This is a genomic window from Arthrobacter gengyunqii (assembly GCF_023022985.1).
GTDB lineage: Bacteria > Actinomycetota > Actinomycetes > Actinomycetales > Micrococcaceae > Arthrobacter_B > Arthrobacter_B gengyunqii.
Genome location: NZ_CP095461.1, coordinates 554,908 through 574,813, shown reverse-complemented (window position 1 = coordinate 574,813; position 19,906 = coordinate 554,908). Strand labels below are relative to the sequence as shown.

18 protein-coding genes and 1 pseudogene are annotated in these 19,906 nt (G+C 65.4%); 8 read left to right on the top strand and 11 right to left on the bottom strand.

Annotated elements, in window-relative coordinates:
* Nucleotides 1–38 precede the first annotated feature (38 nt).
* Nucleotides 39–350, bottom strand: coding sequence for a DUF2975 domain-containing protein (locus tag MUG94_RS02720; RefSeq protein ID WP_227908999.1), 312 nt, complete (start codon nt 348–350; stop codon nt 39–41).
* 13 nt (nt 351–363) lie between these two features.
* Nucleotides 364–660 carry a DUF503 domain-containing protein gene (locus MUG94_RS02715; protein ID WP_227892695.1) on the bottom strand — a complete coding sequence of 99 codons (297 nt, stop codon included), beginning with the start codon at nt 658–660 and terminating at the stop codon, nt 364–366.
* 91 nt (nt 661–751) lie between these two features.
* On the opposite strand from MUG94_RS02715, the gene MUG94_RS02710 reads away from it, so the two are divergent.
* Both MUG94_RS02710 and MUG94_RS02705 read left to right on the top strand, forming a co-directional pair.
* Entirely contained in the window at nt 752–1,234 is a 483-nt protein-coding gene (locus MUG94_RS02710) for a DUF2243 domain-containing protein (protein ID WP_227909000.1), read from the top strand.
* A 2-nt stretch (nt 1,235–1,236) separates the two neighbouring features.
* Nucleotides 1,237–2,007, top strand: a complete 771-nt coding sequence (locus MUG94_RS02705; RefSeq protein WP_227909001.1) for a cytochrome c oxidase assembly protein — start codon at nt 1,237–1,239, stop codon at nt 2,005–2,007.
* On the opposite strand, the gene mmsB is transcribed toward MUG94_RS02705, so the two are convergent.
* Together mmsB and MUG94_RS17180 are read right to left on the bottom strand one after the other, a co-directional pair.
* A complete protein-coding gene (gene mmsB, locus MUG94_RS02700) occupies nt 2,004–2,954 on the bottom strand; it encodes a 3-hydroxyisobutyrate dehydrogenase (protein ID WP_227909002.1) in 951 nt (316 codons plus the stop codon). The genes MUG94_RS02705 and mmsB overlap by 4 nt on opposite strands.
* Nucleotides 2,955–3,109: 155 nt before the next feature.
* The gene (locus MUG94_RS17180; RefSeq protein WP_269438507.1) at nt 3,110–3,232 is read right to left on the bottom strand and encodes a hypothetical protein; all 123 of its coding nucleotides are present in this window, start codon (nt 3,230–3,232) and stop codon (nt 3,110–3,112) included.
* A gap of 73 nt (nt 3,233–3,305) precedes the next feature.
* On the opposite strand from MUG94_RS17180, the gene MUG94_RS02695 reads away from it, so the two are divergent.
* The 3 genes from MUG94_RS02695 (at nt 3,306) to MUG94_RS02685 (ending at nt 6,552) form a co-directional block, all read left to right on the top strand.
* The gene (locus tag MUG94_RS02695; RefSeq protein WP_227909003.1) at nt 3,306–4,565 is read left to right on the top strand and encodes a type III polyketide synthase; all 1,260 of its coding nucleotides are present in this window, start codon (nt 3,306–3,308) and stop codon (nt 4,563–4,565) included.
* Between the two features lie 107 nt (nt 4,566–4,672).
* On the top strand, nt 4,673–5,335 hold the full coding sequence (locus MUG94_RS02690) for a class I SAM-dependent methyltransferase (RefSeq protein ID WP_231705324.1): 663 nt from the start codon (nt 4,673–4,675) through the stop codon (nt 5,333–5,335).
* The gene (locus MUG94_RS02685; protein ID WP_247098829.1) at nt 5,290–6,552 is read left to right on the top strand and encodes an FAD-dependent oxidoreductase; all 1,263 of its coding nucleotides are present in this window, start codon (nt 5,290–5,292) and stop codon (nt 6,550–6,552) included. The genes MUG94_RS02690 and MUG94_RS02685 overlap by 46 nt, the downstream gene beginning before the upstream one ends.
* Before the next feature lie 94 nt (nt 6,553–6,646).
* On the opposite strand, the pseudogene MUG94_RS02680 reads toward MUG94_RS02685, so the two are convergent.
* The 4 genes and pseudogenes from MUG94_RS02680 to speB all read right to left on the bottom strand — a co-directional run.
* Nucleotides 6,647–8,308, bottom strand: a pseudogene (locus MUG94_RS02680) (MDR family MFS transporter); the annotation flags it as partial.
* A gap of 101 nt (nt 8,309–8,409) precedes the next feature.
* Nucleotides 8,410–8,907: a MarR family winged helix-turn-helix transcriptional regulator gene (locus MUG94_RS02675; RefSeq protein WP_227909006.1), complete on the bottom strand. Its 498-nt coding sequence runs from the start codon at nt 8,905–8,907 to the stop codon at nt 8,410–8,412.
* 393 nt (nt 8,908–9,300) lie between these two features.
* Nucleotides 9,301–10,980, bottom strand: a complete 1,680-nt coding sequence (locus tag MUG94_RS02670; RefSeq protein WP_227909007.1) for a thiamine pyrophosphate-binding protein — start codon at nt 10,978–10,980, stop codon at nt 9,301–9,303.
* Complete coding sequence (gene speB / locus MUG94_RS02665; protein WP_227909008.1) at nt 10,977–11,945, bottom strand: agmatinase; 969 nt, start codon at nt 11,943–11,945, stop codon at nt 10,977–10,979. The genes MUG94_RS02670 and speB overlap by 4 nt, the downstream gene beginning before the upstream one ends.
* A gap of 165 nt (nt 11,946–12,110) precedes the next feature.
* On the opposite strand from speB, the gene MUG94_RS02660 reads away from it, so the two are divergent.
* Complete coding sequence (locus MUG94_RS02660) at nt 12,111–13,838, top strand: FAD-dependent monooxygenase (protein WP_227909009.1); 1,728 nt, start codon at nt 12,111–12,113, stop codon at nt 13,836–13,838.
* Nucleotides 13,839–13,848: 10 nt separating this feature from the next.
* Here the strand turns inward: MUG94_RS02660 and MUG94_RS02655 are convergent, their stop codons facing one another.
* From MUG94_RS02655 to MUG94_RS02645, 3 genes are read right to left on the bottom strand one after another with little or no spacing between them, the layout of a single operon-like run.
* The gene (locus MUG94_RS02655) at nt 13,849–14,424 is read right to left on the bottom strand and encodes a helix-turn-helix domain-containing protein (protein ID WP_227892632.1); all 576 of its coding nucleotides are present in this window, start codon (nt 14,422–14,424) and stop codon (nt 13,849–13,851) included.
* A gap of 37 nt (nt 14,425–14,461) precedes the next feature.
* A complete protein-coding gene (locus MUG94_RS02650) occupies nt 14,462–15,619 on the bottom strand; it encodes an AI-2E family transporter (RefSeq protein ID WP_227892631.1) in 1,158 nt (385 codons plus the stop codon).
* A gap of 45 nt (nt 15,620–15,664) precedes the next feature.
* Nucleotides 15,665–17,476: a long-chain-fatty-acid--CoA ligase gene (locus tag MUG94_RS02645; RefSeq protein ID WP_227909010.1), complete on the bottom strand. Its 1,812-nt coding sequence runs from the start codon at nt 17,474–17,476 to the stop codon at nt 15,665–15,667.
* A 379-nt stretch (nt 17,477–17,855) separates the two neighbouring features.
* Between MUG94_RS02645 and MUG94_RS02640 the strand changes: the two genes are divergently transcribed.
* On the top strand, nt 17,856–18,980 hold the full coding sequence (locus MUG94_RS02640; RefSeq protein ID WP_227909011.1) for a VIT1/CCC1 transporter family protein: 1,125 nt from the start codon (nt 17,856–17,858) through the stop codon (nt 18,978–18,980).
* A gap of 9 nt (nt 18,981–18,989) precedes the next feature.
* On the top strand, nt 18,990–19,817 hold the full coding sequence (locus tag MUG94_RS02635; RefSeq protein WP_227909012.1) for an aldo/keto reductase: 828 nt from the start codon (nt 18,990–18,992) through the stop codon (nt 19,815–19,817).
* Nucleotides 19,818–19,906: the final 89 nt, after the last annotated feature.

Here is a 19,906-nt window from a genome sequence, read left to right as displayed (position 1 = left end):
ACTATTCGCGCACGAGGGGCATCTGAAGGACCAAGCGATCACCTTGCTCCGCCTCTTCGGGTACGCAGCGCAGATGCCTCAACATCTGTGGCGACGGCGCGGGCCAGCAGCATCCGCAGCACCAGGACGATCAGCGCCACCCCGGCAATGGCTACGCCCATTCCGCCGATGAGGAGGACGACGCCGGGGGCAACGTCCTCTCCCGGAGCGAGGACCGCCCCCAGTCCGAACATCAGCAGCGCACCCATGCCCACGGCGCCGATCACGACGTCGACGTAGCGGAAAGCCGCTGGAGAGAACACGGTTCCGGCCAGCACCACGCGCAATGCCAAGATGGTCAACCTGCCCATGATGCTCCCCTCCCTACCAATCCTCGGAACTGAACACCCGCCGCCGCGCACTGAGGAGTTCCACTTCCGGCCGCGCTGCGACCAGTCGTTCGACGGCGTCAAGCACCTCCGCGATGTGGGCGCCGTCTGCGGCCACCAGTCCCACGCCAAGTTCGGCCCGCCGGTGCAGCTCCGGGTTCCCGGTCTCGGCAGCGGACACATCGAATTTGCGCCGCACCTCCGCCAGAATCGGCCGAATCACTGACCGTTTTCCTTTCAATGAGTGCACGTCTCCCAGCAGCAGGTCGAATTCAATGATGCCCATCCACATGGCACCCATGGTGGCGCACGGCAGCCCGGGAATGCCAGTGGAGGCAGTTCCCTACTGCGTCGCTCCGGGCGCCCGGTGATATCTTCACTGGATGAGCACTCCCACCAGAGCTCCTGTCCGTTCCCGCCGCCGCAATGTCCTCTCCGGAGTGCTGGTCGGTATTGGTATTGCCGCATTCGTTGACGAAGTCGTCTTTCACCAGCTGCTGCAGTGGCACCATTTTTACGACAAGTCCACCACCGCCGTCGGGCTCTTTTCCGATGGCCTGTTCCACGCCTTCGGCTGGTTTGCCGTGGTTGCCGGATTGTTCCTCTTCGCCGATCTTCGGCGAAGGGCCATCCTGATTCCGTCCCGGTGGGCGGGGGCTGTCCTGCTGGGGACAGGTGCCTTTCAGCTCTACGACGGCACCGTGCAGCACAAGCTCATGGAGCTGCACCAAATTCGTTACAACGTCCCCCTGCTGCCGTATGACCTGCTGTGGAACCTGAGTGCGGCCGCGATGATCCTTGCCGGAGCGGCGCTGCTGTACCGCACCCGGCACGCAAAGCCTGACGGCGACCGCGCCGGAGCCTGACGGTGCACGACCACCAGGCCGGCGGATTCGGGGTCGAACTCCTGTTCCTGATTCCGGCCGCCGCCGCCGTTGCCGCTTATTGGGCGGGCACGTTGTCCGCCCGCTCCCGGCAGTGGCCGCTGCACCGTGCCGTGCTGTTCACCTTTGGCACCGCCGCTGTCCTGGCCGCCGTCCTGGATCCGTTGGCGACCCGCAGCCACGAGGATTTCGCTGCTCTGGGCATCGCCCACCTGCTGGCCGGAATGCTGGGGCCCCTAATGCTGGTGCTCTCCCGTCCCATCTCGCTGGCGCTGCGCACCCTGGACGTCGTGCCCGCCCGCCGGCTGTCCGGGGTGCTGCGCAGCCGCCCGCTGCGCGTCCTGACCTTCCCCGTGACGGCCGCGGTCCTGAACATCGGCGGCATGGTGCTCATGTTTCGGACCGGCCTCTTCACCGCCATGCAGGAATCGGCTCCGGTTCACTGGCTGGTGACCTTCCATCTGGTCGCCGCGGGGTATCTGTACACCGCTGTGCTGGTGGGCCGGGACCCGATGCCGCACCGCGCCGGTTTCCGGCTGCGCGCCGCCGTCCTGATCCTCTCCGCTGCCGCCCACAACATCCTGGCCAAAACGCTCTACGCCGATCCCCCGCCGGGAGTCCTGCCGGCCGACGGCCAGGCAGGAGCCCTGGTCCTGTACTACGGCGGGGGCGTGGTGGAAATTGTGATTATTTTCCTGCTGTGCCGGCAGTGGTATTCCTCCACCCGGCCGCGGAGCACTTACGCGTACGCCTAGCTCCTGCCGCCTGAGGACATCTGCGCTCCGTTCCCGGGTTCGGCTGCGTCCCCCTCGGCAAGGCTGCCGTCCACCAGAGAAACGATCATGGAACAGTCCTTGCCTGCGTGGCCGGCGTCCACCAGACGCTGGAAGAGCTGCTGGACGTGCTCGCCGATCTCCAGGGGCGTTCCGGTGTCCCGGGCAGCGGCGATCGCCAGGTTGATGTCCTTGTTCGCCAGTTCTGCCGTGAAGGTGGGGGCGAAGTCATTGTTGGACGCGGCCGACGCCACCACGCCCGGCACGGGGTACCAGGTGCGCAGCGCCCAGCTGTCGCCGGAGGATACAGATGCGATGTCCCAGAACACCTGCTTGTCCAGGCCCAGCCGGTCGGCGAGGACAGCACCCTCAGACGTGGCCGCCAGGTTGATGAACAGCATCAGGTTGTTGCAGATCTTCGCAGCCTGGCCGGTGGTGGCTCCGCCGGTGGGAATGACATTCCCCGCCATCGGTTCGATAAAGGCAGCTGCTTCCTGCACCGGGCCGGCCTCACCGCCCACCATGAAGGTCAGTGTCCCGGCTTCGGCGCCGCTGATGCCGCCCGAAACCGGTGCGTCCACAAAGCGGAAGCCGGCGGCAGCGGCGGCGTCGTGCAGTGCCTGGGCGGATTCCACGTCAATGGTGGAGGAATCGACCAGCAGGGTGCCGGTGTCGGCATGTGCCAGGACTCCGTCATCCCCCAGATAGACGGAACGGGAATGCTCCCCTTTGGGCAGCATGGTGAAGACGACGTCGGCGCCGGCCACCGCATCGGCGATGCTGCCCGCCGCTTCCACCCCGTGTTCTTCCGCCGCGGCCACCGCTGCAGGGTTCACGTCGTAGCCGCGGACGGCGTGCCCCGCCTTCACCATGTTGGCCGACATGTAGCCGCCCATGTTTCCCAGTCCGATCCATCCCACTGCAGCCATGGTTGTAAGCTCCTTTGCTTATCCGGCACCCGCGTGCGCAGGTGCCGGACTCAGAATGTCATCCGGCTCCGGTGGGTTCAAGAGCAGGTTCCGCGGAGCATGGTTACTGGCGGGTCGGGAACAGCTCGGCCACCGGAAGGACGGCGACGCCCCATTCACCGCTGAAGCAGCTTCTTGCGCCCGAATTTGTCCCAAAAGTGCCCAAAGACAATGCCGCCGATGGACCACGCCACGAAGCCGACGCCGTAGGTAACGAATATGGCCGCAGGCCGCCTCACACCCAATCCCCGTCAAAGGCAAGCTGCGGACCCCGGCATTGTGTCCTGCGCAACATTCCCCTAAGAATGGACTATGACGGTTACCCTAAGATCACTGGAAATTGCTGTCCCGCCCACCGTGCTGGTACAAACCGAAGCACGTGATGTCTTTGCCGCCCAACCCGGTCTCACCAGGCTCGGACAAAGGCTGGTCACCACCTGCTTCAACTCCGCTGCCATCGATACCCGACGCACTGCCCTGGCTGAGCTTTCACTGTCCTACCGGACTGAGAATCCGAAATTCTTTGATGCCGAATCCGGCAATATGCTCAGTCCCAGCACCAAAACCCGGAACGATATCTTCGCCACCGAGGCCACCAAACTCTTCATTGAATCCGCCCGCAAGGCCGTCGACGCCTGTGAAGGCATCTCCCCTGCTGACATCACCCATGTCATTACTGTTTCCTGCACCGGATTCTTTAACCCCGGACCGGATTACAAAGTGGTCCGGGCGCTTGGCTTAAACCCCTCCGTGCAGCGTTTCCATTTGGGCTTCATGGGCTGTTACGCGGCCTTCCCCGCGATGCGGGCGGCAAAGTCGTTCTGCGAGGCGGATCCGGAGGCCGTGGTGCTCGTTGTCAGCGCCGAGCTGTGCTCCCTGCATGTGCGCACCTCCAATGATCCGGACACCATCATGGGCTCGTCCCTATTTGCGGACGGCGCCGCCGCAGCCGTGATCACGGCCCGGGACCTGCCGGGCAACGCCCCGGGAATCCAGCTCGACCATTTTGAAACCATCCTGACCCCGGTGGGCGAGGAATCCATGGCCTGGAACATCGGTGATGAGGGCTTTGAAATGGTGTTGGGGACCTACGTCCCGCACATCATCGACGACCACATTGTCGGGGCCCTCGAACCCCTGCTGGCCCGGGACCCGAGCCTCGCCGGGCAGGCCTACCGCGACATCGAGCACTGGGCCATCCATCCCGGCGGCCGCAGCATCCTGGACAAGGTGGAGGCCAAACTGGACCTCACCGAGGAGCAGCTGGTTCCGGCCCGCGAAACCCTGCGGAACTGGGGCAACATGTCCAGCGCAACGGTGATGTTCGTACTCAAGCACATCATGGACCAGCCGTTCCGCGGCGGAAATGAGCGCATCTGCTCCATGGCTTTCGGTCCCGGACTGACCGTGGAAACCGGTCTGTTCACCCGGGTTGGCGGCCCGGCGGATCCTGCAGCGGCTGACGGTGCCGCGAAGGGAAATGCGGTTCAGGAAACGGTGGCTGAAGGAACCGGGTCTGAAGGAACCGTGCCTGAAGGAATCCCCTCCGTTCCCGCCCCGGCAGGCGTGTGAGCACCGAAACCTCCATGGGCGCACTGTCCCAGGGACCGTTGGCGAGGCGGATCACTCCGCCGCGCCTTCGATCCCTCACTGATCGGAACACCGGCGCCGTGGAAGAAATGGACCGTCCCGATTGTGACCCGGAGAAGCTGCAGAGGACCTACGCCCAGTTTTGGTTGATCAACGCCGTGGTCTCCGGCTGGCGGCGCAACTATGTCCGGTACCTGCGTCCCTCCTTCGACGCCGGGCGGGTGAATACGCTGCTGGACATCGGCTCAGGCGGCGGCGATGTTCCCCGGATGCTGGCACGCTGGGCGCGGCGCGACGGCCTGCAGGTGGAGATTACGGGGATTGATCCGGACGAGCGGGCGCATGCGTTTGCCTCATCGCAGCCGGCGCTTCCGGGTTTGGCTTTCCGGCAGGCGTTCAGCTCCGAGCTGGTCGCGGAAGGCAGGACATACGACGTCGTCATTTCCAATCATGTCCTGCACCACCTCACCGACGAACAGTTCCGCTCCCTGCTGGCAGACTCGGAGCAACTGGGCAGCACGCTCAGCCTGCACAGCGACATTGAACGCAGCCGCTGGGGTTATGCGCTTTTCTCCGCCGGCACCCTGCCGTTTTTCCCCGGCAGCTTCATCCGCCGGGATGGGCTGACCTCCATTCGGCGCAGCTACACGGCGGACGAACTCGCCGCTGCCGCTCCCCCCGGCTGGAACTGCGTGCAGCACCGGCCGTGGCAAAACCTGCTGATGCACTCGCCGTCCGGAGAGAAGCCGTGACGGCGCCGGCGCAATCTGCCGCCGTCGGGGCTGTTCCCCGTCCGGAAACTGATGTGGCCGTGGTGGGCGGTGGACCCGTTGGCGTGTTTCTGGGTGTGCTGCTGGCCCAGGCCGGTGTCAGCGTGCAGGTTTTGGAACAGCGGCTGGAACGGTCGGCACATTCGCGTGCCATCGGCATCCATCCCCCGTCACTCGATGCACTGGCCGCCGCCGGCGTTGATGAAACAATCACCGGCGAAGGGGTGCAAATCCGCCGCGGCGAGGCCCGCAGCAATGGCCAGCATGTAGCGGCACTGGACTTTTCGGCCGCTTCCGAACGGTTTCCGTATGTGCTGACTCTGCCGCAGCTGCGCACGGAAGCCATTTTGGAAGCGCGCCTGCATGAGCTGGATCCCGGCGCCCTGGTGCGCGGAGTGAAGGTCACGGACCTGCATGACGACGGCGGCCGGGTCCGGATCAGCGGCGGCCGAACCTCGGACCGGGGCGCAGACGGTTCTTCGGGAACGGGCAGCCCGGAGGATTTTGGAGTTTCCGCACGGATTATCGTGGCGGCTGACGGTGCGCGGTCCGGCCTCCGGCAACTGCTCGGAACTCCCTGCCGGACCCGCGCCCTGCGGGACACCTATTTGATGGGCGACTTTGCCGACAGCACCGGAGACGGAAGCGTGGCCGTGCTGTATCTGGAGTCCGGCGGAATTGTGGAGTCCTTTCCCCTGCCCGGGGGAATCCGCCGCTGGGTGGCCCATACAGATCAGCTGATGCCTACGGCTACCGCAGCGGATCTGGCCCGCACGATCGGGGAACGCACCGGCATCAGCCCCGATCCCGCCTCCAACACCATGCTCAGCGCCTTCGCGGTACGCACGGGGCTGGTCCGGAACCTCGTGCGCGGGCGCACGGTGCTCATTGGCGACGCGGCCCACGAGGTCAGCCCGATCGGCGGCCAGGGCATGAATCTCGGGTGGCTCGACGCGGCAGCACTGACTCCCATCATCACCGCCTCGCTGGGCGGAGGCGACGTCGGAACGTCCTTGGCAGCCTATGAGAGGGAGCGGCGCGGGGCTGCCCGGGTCGCCTCCGTGCAGGCGCAGCTGAACATGGCCCTCGGCCGTCCGCTGGCTCCGCGGCTGCTGGCCGCCCGGAATGCGGGCCTGGCACGGATTCTCCGCGCCCCGGCCGCCGGCAACCTGGTGGCGCGCAGGTTCACCATGCAGTAGCTGAAAAGTTCCCCCGTGCAATGGCCCCGAACGAGCACCGGCCCGGCCCCTGAGGAGGGCCGGGCCGGGATGCTGCCGAGGACGGGTCGGATCAGTCCTTTCCGATCCCGCCTCTGGAGGCGCCGGCGGTGGGGCGTCCGCCCGGCCCGCCGTCGCCGTCGTCGGTCCCCTTGGTGACAGATCCTGCGGACATCGATCCGGAGCTCAGCGTTTCCGAGCCGCCGGTCAGGTCGGGATTTCCGTGTGCCTGGGCCGTGGGGGTGATGTCCAGTGTGCGGCGCAGTACCTGTTCCTTGATCAGCAGCACCGCGATGAGCGCGACCACTGAAACCACGGCGGCAATCTGGAAAATCGTGGCCGTGGCATCACCGTAGGCTGCGCGGAAGATGCCCTGGACGGCAGGCGGCAAACCGCCGATGTCGAGCGAGTCGCCCGCTCCGCCGTCGGCCACCGGAATGTTGGCGGCACGCAGGCCGTCAGCGGCCCGGCTGCTCACGGAACTGGACATCACTGCACCCAGGACGGAGACACCCACGGCGCCGCCGACGGTGCGGAAGAACGCGATGGAAGCGCTGGCCGAGCCGACTTCGGAGACCCGCACAGTGTTCTGCACGGCCAACACCAGGTTCTGCATCAGCAGGCCCATGCCCAGGCCGAGGACAAAGATGTACAGGCTGACCAGCAGCATGTCAGTTTCGTGGTCCATGGTTCCGGCCAAGCCGGTGCCGGCAATGACCATGATCGTGCCGGCGATCAGGAACCGCTTCCACTTGCCGAACCGGCTGATCAGCTGGCCGGATCCCACGGAGCCGGCCAGGTTGCCGGCAATCATCGGCAGCATCAGAAGCCCGGCTTCCGTCGGACTGAATCCGCGGGCGATCTGGAAATACTGGCCGAGGAAGGTGGTGGAGCCGAACATCGCGATGCCCACGGCCACCGAGGCAATGATGGACAGCGCCGTGGTGCGCTGGCGGATGATCTTCAGCGGGATGATGGGTTCGCGGACCTTGGATTCCACCAGGACCAGCAGGGCCAGGAGCACGACGGCGCCTCCCACCATCGCGGCGGTCTGCCAGGACATCCATTCGTAGTAGCCGGCCTTACCGGCGAACGACACCCAGATCAGCAGCAGCGAAACACCCGCGGTCAGCAGGATCGACCCGAGCCAGTCAATGCTGACCTTGCGGCGGGTGTGCGGCAGGCGCAGCGTGATCTGGAGCAGGAACAGCGCCACCACGGCCAGCGGGACGCAGAGGAAGAAGGTCCAGCGCCAGCCCAGCGGACTGTCCACGATGAAACCGCCGAGAAGCGGGCCGCCGGCCGTGGCCACGGCCATCACCGCACCCATGTAGCCGGAGTAGCGGCCGCGTTCGCGCGGCGGAATGATGGAGCCGATGACGGCCTGCACCAGCGCGGTGAGGCCACCCATGCCCAGGCCCTGAACTACGCGGGCTGAGAGCAGGACGGTCATGTTGTCCGCCAGCCCCGCGATGACCGAACCGATCACGAAGATGATGATGCTCAGCTGGACCAGCAGCTTCTTGCTGAACAGGTCCGCCAGCTTGCCCCAGATGGGTGTGGAGACGGCGTTGGCCAGCAGTGCCGCGGTGACCACCCAGGCGAAATCCGTCTGGGTTCCGTGCAGGTCAGCCATGATGGTCGGCAGTGCGTTGGCCACGATGGTGGTGCTCAGCATGGCGGTAAACAGGGCCGCCAGCAGCCCGGTCAGGGCCTGGAGGATCTGCCGGTGGCTCATTTCCCCGGGAACGTGGTCCTGGCGGGCAGGTTTGCCGTTCCTGCGGATCTTGGCGGGGCTGGGTTTGGAACTCTGTGCGGTGGTGGTTCTTTGCGACTCTGTCACTTGGCGTCTTCTCCTGCCGGGGTGGGCATTGGGTGGGTACCCGGCTTCATCGCGCGGATTGATGTTTGCAGTGTGTCCGTGAGTCTGGTCAGGGACTCACTGGCTGAGCGGGCTTCTTCCTCGGTCCAGTCCTCCAACATGTGCTGCAGGACGGCTCCGCGGCGGCGCATCTCTTCCGCAACCGCCTGGGTTCCTGCGGTGGTCAGGCTGACCAGATGCGCCCGCCCGTCGCCCGGATGGGGACGTCGCGAGACGTACCCCATGGCGACGAGCTCGGAGAGGTGCCGGCTCAGTCCGGCTGTTCCGATGCCCAGTTTCTCTGCCAATTCGGTGGCGCGGATCTCGCCGTGGTCACCAATGACCCGCATCACCCCCTGCATAGCGGTGCCCGGCCCCTGCGGATCGTCAATCTTCTGCGCAATGCAGCGGAGCTGCCGCTGCAGCCGGTGAATCAGGGTTGTTAGTTCTTCAGCTGACCGCTGGTTTACTGCCACGAAGCACCTGTCTGGTGAGGGATTGTTGTTTGCCTCAGGCAACGATACGACTGTTGATTGCCTGAGTCAACGAACTAACGACCAAAAGTGCACAGTGGTAGGAAATGCGGGTTCGCAGCACGCTGATCTTCATCCAGTGCGCAGGTATGGCGGGGAAACGGGCGACAGGCTTCGCCTGTGTACAGGTATGGCGACCCGGACACTGTCCAAGCCGCCATACCTGCACACAGAATCACCTGAGGCAGCAGGAAGTCGCCAAATCTGTACACTCGATGCCCAAGCCAGGAGCCCAGAAACGCTGCAGGAGACCGGACCAGCCTCCGCCGCCCGGCTTAATCCCCGTCAGGGATCCGCTATCCGGAATTTCGGAACTCAGGGCCGCCCTGCCGGGTGTCAGACCGCCAGATGGGTCGGCGCGAAGAGACCGATGGTCGCTTCGACCACCACCACGTTGGGCCCCTCGCCGGCAAGTGCTTCTTCCAACGCCTCGCGCACGCCGTCGGGCGCAGTGCGCCGGGCCGGAACACCGAAGGACTCGGCCAGCTTCACGAAATCCGGACCCGCCAGCTCCGTGGCCGTGGCCTTCCCGAACGCTTCGACCATGTACTCGCGCAGGATGCCGTAACCGCCGTCGTCGACAATCAACCAGGTGACGGGGAGGTTGTGTTGACGGGCGGCGGCGAGTTCGGCGATGGAGTACATGGCCGATCCGTCGCCGGAAACCGCGAGGACGCGATCTCCCAGCCCGACCGCGCCGCCGATGGCTCCGGGATAGCCGTAACCCAGGCCGCCGGCGCCCTGGGCGGAATGGAACTGCCCTGACTTGGCATCCCAACAGCTCCACGCCCAGTACGCCGAGATGGTCATGTCCCAATAGGTCTGCATGGAGTCGGGAACGGCAGCACGGATGTCGGCCATGAACTTCCGCTCCATGGCGAGGTCCTGGGCATCCAGCCGATCAGCGACCTGCGCCAGTGTCAGGGCCACCAGCTGCTCCGGAGTCCGACCGTTCCAGTCCGGCTCCTTGCGCGGTGAAACGGCGAGGAAGGTTTCAAGTGCTTCATCCAGTGCGGCCAGCGCCTGCCCGGCATCGGCGCGGATGCCGAGTGCCGGCTGGTTGGATTCCAGCACGCGGGGCTCGGCGTCGATCTGGATGATCCGGCCGCGGGGCTGCAGCGTGAAGTAGTTGGAGGTGACCTCGCCCAGCGACGAACCGATGACGACCAGGACATCGGCATCTTCGAGGACGTCAGTGGTGTGACGGTCCTCGATCCAGGACTGCAGGGACAGCTCATGGTCCCAGGGGAAGGCTCCGTTCCCGCCGGGGGTGCAGATCACCGGCGCCCGCAGTTTCTCCGCCAGAGCCAGAAGATCAGCTTCCGCACCGCCGCGGCGGGTTCCGCCGCCGGCAATAATCGCGGGACGTTCCGCAGCGGCAAGCCACCGCACCGCCTCCTTGACCAGCTCGGTCCGGGGCGGATTGTCGAAGGGCTCCGCCAATGCATCCTCGACGGCGGGCACCATCACGGGGTTCAGCAGCACGTTCTGCGGGATCTCCAGCCAGACCGGCCCCATGGGCGAGGAAATGGCTTCCGTCCACGCATCCTGGATGGCCGAGGGAATGCCGGAGGCATGCTGGATGAGCCGCTGGCTCTTGGTGACGTTGGCGGCCGAAGCCTTCTGGTCATCCAGTTGGTGCAGCATGCCGCGTCGTCGGGCACCGAGTCCCTCGATGGGAATCTGACTTGCCACCACCACCATGGGCACGCCGGTGGCGTAGGCCTCCTGCAAACCCGCGAGCGCCGTCAGGGCACCGGGGCCGGTGGACAGGAACACAACCCCCACTTGGCCGGTGGCACGCGAGAAGCCGTCCGCGGCAAAAGCAGAGTTGTTCTCCACCCGTGAGGACACAAAGCGAAGGGTGGACCGGGACAGCGCATCGAAAAGGCCCAGCGCATGCTGGCCGGGAATGCCAAAAACGGTGGTCGCGCCGAGTGCGGCCAGGGTTTCCACCACCAGGTCCCCGCCGTTGCGCACCGGTGACGCACCCTCCCGGCTTGTTCCCGCGCTCATTCGGACAGTCCCATCAGGGTGATCAGGTCATAGGCGACGTGGGACGCGGCCACGGCGGTAATATCCGCGTGGTCATATGCCGGGGCAACCTCGACGACGTCGGCGCCCACCAGGTTCAGGCCGCGCAGGCCGCGCAAGATCTCCAGGAGTTCGCGGCTGGTCATGCCGCCGGCTTCGGGGGTGCCGGTTCCCGGTGCGTGGGCCGGGTCAAGGACGTCAATGTCCACCGAAATATACAGCGGCCGGCTTCCGATTCGGTCCCGCAGCTTCGCAACCACTTCATCCACGCCCTGCCGGAAAACGTCGGAGGACGTCACGATACCGAACCCGAAGCGGCGGTCATCCTCCAGGTCCCGCTTTCCGTAGAGCGGTCCGCGGGTACCCACGTGCGAGATGGCCTCGGTATCGAGGATCCCTTCCTCCACGGCCCGGCGGAAGGGAGTGCCGTGCGTGTATTCAGCACCAAAGTAGCTGTCCCAGGTGTCCAGATGAGCGTCGAAGTGCAGCAGTGCAACGGGCCGGCCGGCACGTTCGGTGGCGGCACGCAGCAGTGGCAGCGCAATCGTATGGTCCCCACCCAGCGTCAGGAGTTTCGAACCTGCCTCGGTCAGGTCCAGGGCGCTTGCCTGAATGGCTTCGATTGCTTCATTGATGTTGAACGGATTCACTGCCATGTCGCCGGCATCCGCCACCTGGAGGTTTTCGAACGGCGATGTGTCCTGCGCAGGGTTGTAGGGACGCAGGAGACGGGAGGCTTCCCGAACGTGATTGGCTCCGAAGCGGGCACCCGGCCGAAAAGAGACACCGGTATCGAACGGCACACCCACCACTGCCACGTCAGCATGCTGCACCTGGTCCAACCGGGGCAGCCGGGCGTAGGTTGCCGGACCGGCGTACCGCGGCACCAATGCCGCGTCAACAGGTCCAAGGTTGCCGTTGGCGGTGATCCGCGGCGGGTTCTGCATGCTGTTTCTCCAGATCCGGGCCTGCCGGAGCCCGGCCGGACCCTGGCTCCGCGCCATGAAGACCGTGAGGATCCAGTACTTCCGAGCGCGTTGCCTGATAGGCATCAAGTGTTTCCCATGAGGCTAAAGTGGAACGTGGGCTGTCGTCAAGACTAGGCTGTTCTCATGGCGGCTCAACAGCACAGTGCGGACAGTAACTACGACGTCGACGTCCTGATCGTGGGCGCGGGACCCACGGGGTTGGCCCTCGCGGCCCAACTCGACAGCTTTGGCACCAGTTTCCGCATCATTGACCGCAGCCTGACGCCGGCGGAACACTCCCGGGCATTGGCACTGCAGCCGCGCACCCTGGAGGCCCTGCGGCCCTTCGGCATCAGCGCCGCACTCGCAGCGGCAGGACACCCTGCCCGCAGACTCCACCTTCACCTGCCCGAACAGATCATCCCGGTTGACCTGGCCGATGCAGGCAGTGAAGACTCCGAATTCCAGCACCTGCTCTTCCTCTCGCAGGCGGAAACCGAACGGGCCCTGACCTCCCATCTGGCGGGACGACGGGTTCGCGTGGAACGCGGCGTCGAACTCCAGGATCTGGAACGCCTGGACCCGGAAGATCCGTTTGCCGGAGTGGAAGCCAAGATCCAGCGCATGGACCGTGGCATCGAACGTATCCGCGCCCGCTACGTCGTCGGTGCCGACGGCGCACACAGCACGGTCAGGTCCAAGGCCGGCATGGACTGGCGCGGCAGCGGCTACCCCGGCACATATGTGCTGGCCGACCTCGAAATCGACGGCGCGGAGCCGGACACCATGCATTCCTACCTCAACGAGGACGGATTCCTGCTCCTCTTCCCCCTGGGCCAGCCGGCCACATGGCGTCTCATCGCCATGAAGGAGGACGGAGACTCGGGCGAGGCGACGCTGGAGTCCCTCCAGAACATCGCGGACAAGTTCGCCGACGGCGCACTAAGCCTGCGCGACCCGCAGTGGATCAGCACGTTCAAGCTGTCCCACCAGATTGCCGAGTACTACCAGAACGGTTCCGTCTTCCTGGCCGGCGACGCTGCCCACGTCTCCTCCCCCGTTGCTGCGCAGGGCATGAACACCGGCATCCAGGACGCCTTGAACCTGGGCTGGAAACTGTCGCTGGGTGCACGCGGCCTGGCCTCGGAAGAACTGGTGGACAGCTACGACGCCGAACGCCGGCCCGTGGGCCAGAACGTATTGAACTTCACCGACCGCATCTTCCGCCTCGCGTCGTCCAAAAACGGCCTGCTGAAGCTGCCCCGGACCAAGCTCCTGCCCGCCATCGCCCCTAAGGCTTCAGGCTCAAAAGCACTTCGCACACGTCTGTTCCGGACCGTTTCCCAGTTGGGCACCCAGTACCGGGACAGCGACATGGTGGACACCGGCGACAGCCGCCTTCCGGCATTCCTCACGGCGGGTCCGAAGGCCGGTGACCGGATGCCGGATGCCGTGGTCCTGGACCAAGGCCGCGAGCGTCGCCTGCATGAAGTCCTTTCCACGCCGGGGTTCCACGTCCTCCTGTGCGGCCCGGGCTGGCCGGCGGACACACAACTGCGGATCCATGACGCCCTTGGGCGCCTCTCGCCGTGGCTCAGCGTCCAGCGCCTGACTGTGGGCAGCCGGCTGGCAGCGGCGGATCCCTCGGAGATCCAGGACGTGAGCGGACTGGCCTTTGAACGCCTCGGACTTAGTGTCCGACGCCCGGAGATCCTGGTGGTGCGTCCGGACGGACACATCGGATTCCGCTCCCAGGGGACGGACATCACCGGCGCCGTGGAGTACTTGAACCGGCTGACCACTTCCGCCGCAGCTTCCCAGCCGGCCGCAGCTTCCCAGCCGGCCGCGGTCAACCAGCCCGCGGGGGCCTAACAGCCGCTGGTCAGCTCGCAGACGGGCTGACCAGCGTCCACAGGACCACAGCCTCGGTATCCGTGGGATTGCGCCAGGAGTGCGGCTCCTGACCGGGAAACGTCACGGTGTCCCCTTCGGAAAGCTCCATGGTTTCTCCGTCGAAGACCAAAACGAAGCTGCCGCGGGCAACGTGCAGTACTTCCACGTCGCAATCCACGGAGTAGAGCTCGGTCTCCCCGGAGCCCCCGGGTTCAATAACCGCGCGGATAACCTGGATTCGACGTTCTGCGCGGGGGGTCACCAGTCTCTCCGTGATCCCGGTACCACCCAGATGAACTGACGGTGCATCCCGCCAGCGCGTCAGTTCCGTCGCCGGGGCAGTAAACAGGTCCCCGATGGAGATCGACAGCACCTGGCACAGCGTCAGCAGCGACGCCACCGACGGCGATGTCAGGTCCCGCTCCACCCGACTGAGGAACCCTTTGGTGAGTCCGGTGGCGCCGGCCACCTGCTCGATGGTCATCCGCCGGGCCTGTCGTGCCAGGCGGATCCTCGGCCCGATGGCCACCGGGGCGCTGGACGGCTCTACGGGCAAGGCCTTCATGACGGAAACTGTCCTCTCACTGTTCGATCCCCGGGGTTCAGTCTTGGCCGAGCGCCTTAGCGGATTCCGCTTCGTCCGGCTCGGGGACTTCAGTGACCTCTTCCGGATCGCCGTCGTCCTCTCCAATCCAAACCTTGATGATCGCCCAGGAAACTGCAGCAATGGGAACGGAGAGGATGGCACCGACAATTCCGGCCAGAATGGTGCCGGCCGTCAGCGCCAGCAGAATCACCAGGGCGTGAATGCTCAGGGTTCGGCCCATCACTACCGGCTGCAGGAAGTTTCCCTCCAGCTGGTTGACGGCAATAATCACGATCACCACGATCAGTGCCACCAGGGGACCGTTGGCCACCAGGGCAATCAAAGCGGCCAGCACGCCCGCCGCCGTGGCTCCCACCAGAGGAATGAAGGAGCCGACAAAAACAATCACGGACAGCGGCAGTGCCAGCGGCACCTGCAGGATGAACAGAGCCGCGCCGATGCAGATCGAGTCAACGGCGGCCACGATGGCGGTCCCCCGGACGTATCCGCCAAGCACTTCCATCGCCCGGGTTCCGGACAGGCGCGCCTTTTCGAGCCGCTCACCGTGGAACCAGCGAAGGATGAAGGCCCAGATCTTGTCCCCGTCCTTGAGGAAGTAGAACAGCACCACGGCCAGCAGCAGGAATCCGGTGACAAAGTTCGTGGCCACCCCGATGCCGGCCAGTGCGCCGGCACCCACAGTGGAACTGGTGGCAAAGTCGATCGCAGCGTCACGGGCGTTTTCGATGGCGGCGGCGTCATGCGGGATGGGGCTGTCCTGGATCAATTCATACAGCTTGTTGAAGCCGTCCACCGCCTGGTCCACCAGCGAACTCCACTCGCTGCGGATGGCAAAGACGATACCCGTGATCAGCCCGCCGAAAACGGCGAGCAGGAGCAGGAAGGACACTCCGGTGGCGAGTGCGCTTGGCCAGCCTTTGCGCCGCAGCCAGTTCACGAACGGGGCAATTGCTGCTGCCAGGATCAGGGCCAGCAGGACGGGAATTACCACCAGGGTGATCTGGAGCAGTCCGTAGACTGCCACACCCACAAGGAGCAGGATCAGCAGGATCTGGGCGGCACGCTGGGCAGCATGGCCCAGGGAGCCGCTCCAGTATCGCTGAGGCGGTTCCCCCACGGGTCCGCGCTGCTGGGGTGACGGTGTTGTGGACATGTCCTGGTCTTCCTGTTGACGGAGCCGGTGGAGGAGCTGTTTGGTTTAGGAATTACCCGGAGGCGTGCTGCCGTTTCCGGCGGAGTCCTGCTTGTCGGATTCGTTGCCCTCGGCGACGCCGGAGCCGGCAGCAGCTGAGTCCATCAGGCTGTCCCGGACATGTCGGCGCAGCACCTTGCCGATCAGTGACCGGGGCAGATCCGGAATCTGCACGATGCGGCGGGGCACCTTGTACGCAGCCAGCTCGGCGCGGACATACTCGCGGAGGTCTTCCGGCTGGAAGTGTGCATCCTCCTTGAGGACCACGGCGGCTACGACGTCCTCTCCGCCGCTGGGCCTGCCAATGCCGACGACGGCGGCTTCGGCAATGCTGTCATGGCGCTTCAGCGCTTCCTCCACCTCGGACGGGGAAACGTTGAAGCCGCCGGTGATGATCAGTTCCTTGATCCGGTCGCGGATAGTGACGAAGTGGTCCTCATCCACGGAGACAATGTCACCGGTGCGGAACCATCCGCCGTCCAGCAAGGCTGCTTGGGTTTCTGTGGGCTTGTTCCAATATCCCTGGAAAACCTGGGGCCCCCGGATCAGCAGTTCACCCTGCTCGCCTGCCGGGCGGTCCACCGTGGGGTTTTCCGGATCAACCACGCGGATATCAGTCAGGGGGAACGGCACGCCAACCGTTCCGGGCTTCCGAGTGGGTCCCATCGGGTTGCCGATGGCCACCGGTGAGGTTTCGGTCAGCCCGTACCCCTCGATCAGGTATCCGCCGGTGGCTTCCTCCCAAGCCTGAACGGTGGCAGGCGGCAGGTTCATGGCGCCCGAAATCGCGAAGCGCACACCCTTCAGGGAGACTCCCTTTTCCTTTGCCCCGGCCGCAATGCGGTCATAGATCGGCGGAACGGCGGGCAGGAAGGTGGGCGGCGACTTCTTTGCGGCGTTCAGCACCAGGTCCACATCGAATTTGGGGAACAGGACAAGCTTCGCGCCCAGGCTCATTGCGAAGGTAAGGCACAGCGTCAGGCCGTAGGCGTGGAACATGGGCAGGACGGCGTAGAAAGTTTCCTTGCCCGGGCGCAGCCCGGGAACCCAGGCCCTGCCCTGCGCGGCGTTGGCCATCAGGTTGGCGTGGGTGAGCATGGCACCCTTGGGGGCGGCTGTGGTGCCGCTGGTGTACTGAATTGCTGCGAGGTCCGACGCCGCAGGCCGGGGATGCCGGCGCCGCAGCGGACGGTGGTCCAGCAGCTTTTTCCAGGCGACGACGTTCCGCGATCCGCTGCGGGGCGTCCTGGAAACGGTCAGGGACTCGCGGGCCTTGCGCGCCGCCGGAACCGGAAGCTTAAGGGCCAGCCGGTTTTTCAGCGGCATGCTCTCGATCAGGTTCACCGACACGATGCTGCGCAGCGGGATGTCTGCCGGCATCGCCTCCAGCCGGTCCACTGCCTTGTCCCACGCCACAGCCACCGTGGCACCGTGGTCCTCGAACTGGTGCCGCAGTTCCCGGTCCGTGTACAGCGGGTTGTGCTCCACCACTACGGCACCCAGCCGCAGGATCGCGTAGAACGCCACGATGTGCTGCGGGCAGTTCGGCAGCACCAGCGCCACGCGGTCGCCCTGCTTGACGCCCAGCTTCTTGAGTCCGGAGGCTGCTTGGCGTATTTGTTCGCCAAGGGCTTGATAACTGGTGGTCGCTCCGAAGAACTCCAGGGCGGTTTTGGACCCGTATTTGCGGATCGACTGCTCCACCATGTCCACCAGGGACCCTTCCGGAAGGGACAGATTCGTGGGAACTCCGGCGCCGTAGTGGCGCGTCCAGGGCCGCGGGTATTCGGCAGGGACTGTTGGTGTATGCGTAGTCACGTCCTCGACTTTAGCCGTTGGCCGGAGAGCTCCCGTCCCACGCCAGCCCATTCCGACACCATTGTCTGCTGTTGCCTGCATCCTGTCTTCCTCGGGTTGCACTTTAGTTCTCCGCTACACTGATAGGTCGAAGGGGAGTAGCTCCGGCCCTCCCGCAGAATCCATAGTAGTGAACTCAGTCAGCTGTCATTAATTGCCGCTGGTTGCCGCGTTCACCGGATCCGCGGAGCAGCCGAGGTCTGTCGACATACTGGCCGCCATGTGGCCCGGCATACCACCCAGTGTGTTCAACGCACGGGCGAGCGAGACCTTCGGTCAGTTTCGCCATCAGCTGACCGGAGCCTCCCAAAACGCTCCGGTCCACGTACCAGGAGCAGTGTTGAACACCCACCCCGAAGCCGAGCGCTCGCCCCAGCCCGGGTCGCCGTCGTCGTCCGACCTGAGACGGTGGAGGCAATACCTGGCCGACGAACGAGCGGAAGCCGATACTTACCGTTACCTCGCCGAACGCCGCGACGGCGAAGAACGCGACATCCTGCTGGCCCTGGCCGAAGCCGAAGGGCGCCATGAAGCCCACTGGCGGGAGCTGCTGGGTGAAGAGGCCAACCGGCGGACCCGCGCATCCCTGCGCAACCGTCTGCTCGGATTTCTGGCCCGGCGTTTTGGATCAGTGTTCGTCTTGGCGCTGGCCCAGCGGGCCGAAGGCCGCTCGCCTTATGCGCAGGATCCCAACGCCACGAGCGCCATGGCGGCCGACGAACAAATCCACGAGGAAGTGGTGCGGGGCCTGGCAACCCGCGGCCGCAACCGGCTCTCCGGCAATTTCCGCGCCGCGGTATTCGGCGCCAATGACGGGCTGGTGTCCAACCTCGCCCTCGTGATGGGCATTGGCGCCACGGGCGTGTCCAGCGGCTTCATCCTGTTCAGCGGCTTGGCCGGCCTGCTGGCCGGCGCGCTCTCCATGGGAGCAGGCGAATACGTCTCCGTGCGCTCACAGCGGGAACTTCTTGAAGCGTCCCGCCCCACCCAGATCACCCTGGCCGCAGCCAAATCCCTGGACATTGACGCCAACGAACTGGTGCTTGTCTACCGGGCCCGGGGCATGTCCCCGGAGGCCGCCGAGCACCGGGCGGCTGAGCGGATGGGGTTGTACAGCTGCGACTGTGACCCGAGCTTCTCGCTTAACCCGGAGGCCGCCGTCGAAGGCGTGGACGAGCATGAGACAGTGGGCACCGGAATCGGCGCGGCCACCTCCAGCTTCTGCTTCTTCGCTTCCGGCGCGATCATTCCGGTCCTGCCGTACATTTTCGGGCTCACCGGGCTGGCCGCCGTCATCGTGTCCTGCGTCCTCGTGGGCCTGGCCCTGCTCATTACCGGCGGCGTGGTGGGACTGTTGTCCGGCGCGTCACCGCTGAAGCGGGGACTGCGCCAGCTGGCGATCGGACTGGGCGCGGCCGGCGCCACCTACCTTCTTGGCATGCTGTTCGGCACCGGGGTGGCTTAGGCTTCCCCCATGAAGACTTCCGTGCCCGTCCTTCCGCTGCGCAGTGGCGCCCTTATCCCCCAGATCGGGCTGGGAACCTGGCCCTTGGACAATGATGCTGCGGCTATTGCAGTGGAAACCGCCATCGGCCTGGGCTACCGGCATTTTGACACCGCTGAGAACTACCGCAATGAAAGCGGTGTGGGCGAAGGTTTGCGCCGCAGCGGCCTGGACCGCGCCGAGGCCTTCATCACCACGAAGTTCAATAAGGAATGGCACAGTTTCGACGGCGTTCGCAGGGCGGTGGAGGCTGCCACACAGCGGCTGGGAACGGATTATGTGGATTTACTGCTGATCCATTGGCCCAATCCCGCGCAGGACACATATGTCGACGCGTTCCGCGGCATGCGGGCCGCGCAGGATGAGGGCCTGGTCAAAGCCGTGGGGGTGTCCAATTTCAAGCCGGCCCACCTGCAGAAGCTGGCCGACGCCGGACTGGTTCCGGAAGTGAATCAAATCCAGCTTGACCCCTTCCGCCCGCGCCGGGATGTGAGGGCGGCCAATGCCGGGCTGGGCATCGTGACCGAAGCGTGGAGCCCCCTGGGCAAGGGCAGCGCGCTGCTGCAGAATCCCCTGCTCGGCACACTTGCCGCCAAATACGGCAAGACTCCGGCGCAGGTGGTGCTGCGCTGGGACATTCAGTCCGGCATCGTGACCATTCCCAAGTCCGCCAATCCGGAGCGGATGGCGGAGAATCTGGACATCTTCGATTTTGCGCTCGACGGCCAGGAGATGGCAGCGCTGGACCACTTGGAAACCGATGCTCCGGTGACCGATTCAGACGATTTCGGCCACTAACTCCCCTGCTTTTCCACAGGTTGCACCCTCCCGTAGGCGAGCCGAACCGGACCGGTTAGATTGAGCGAACGGGCCCGGCCGCCGGGCAT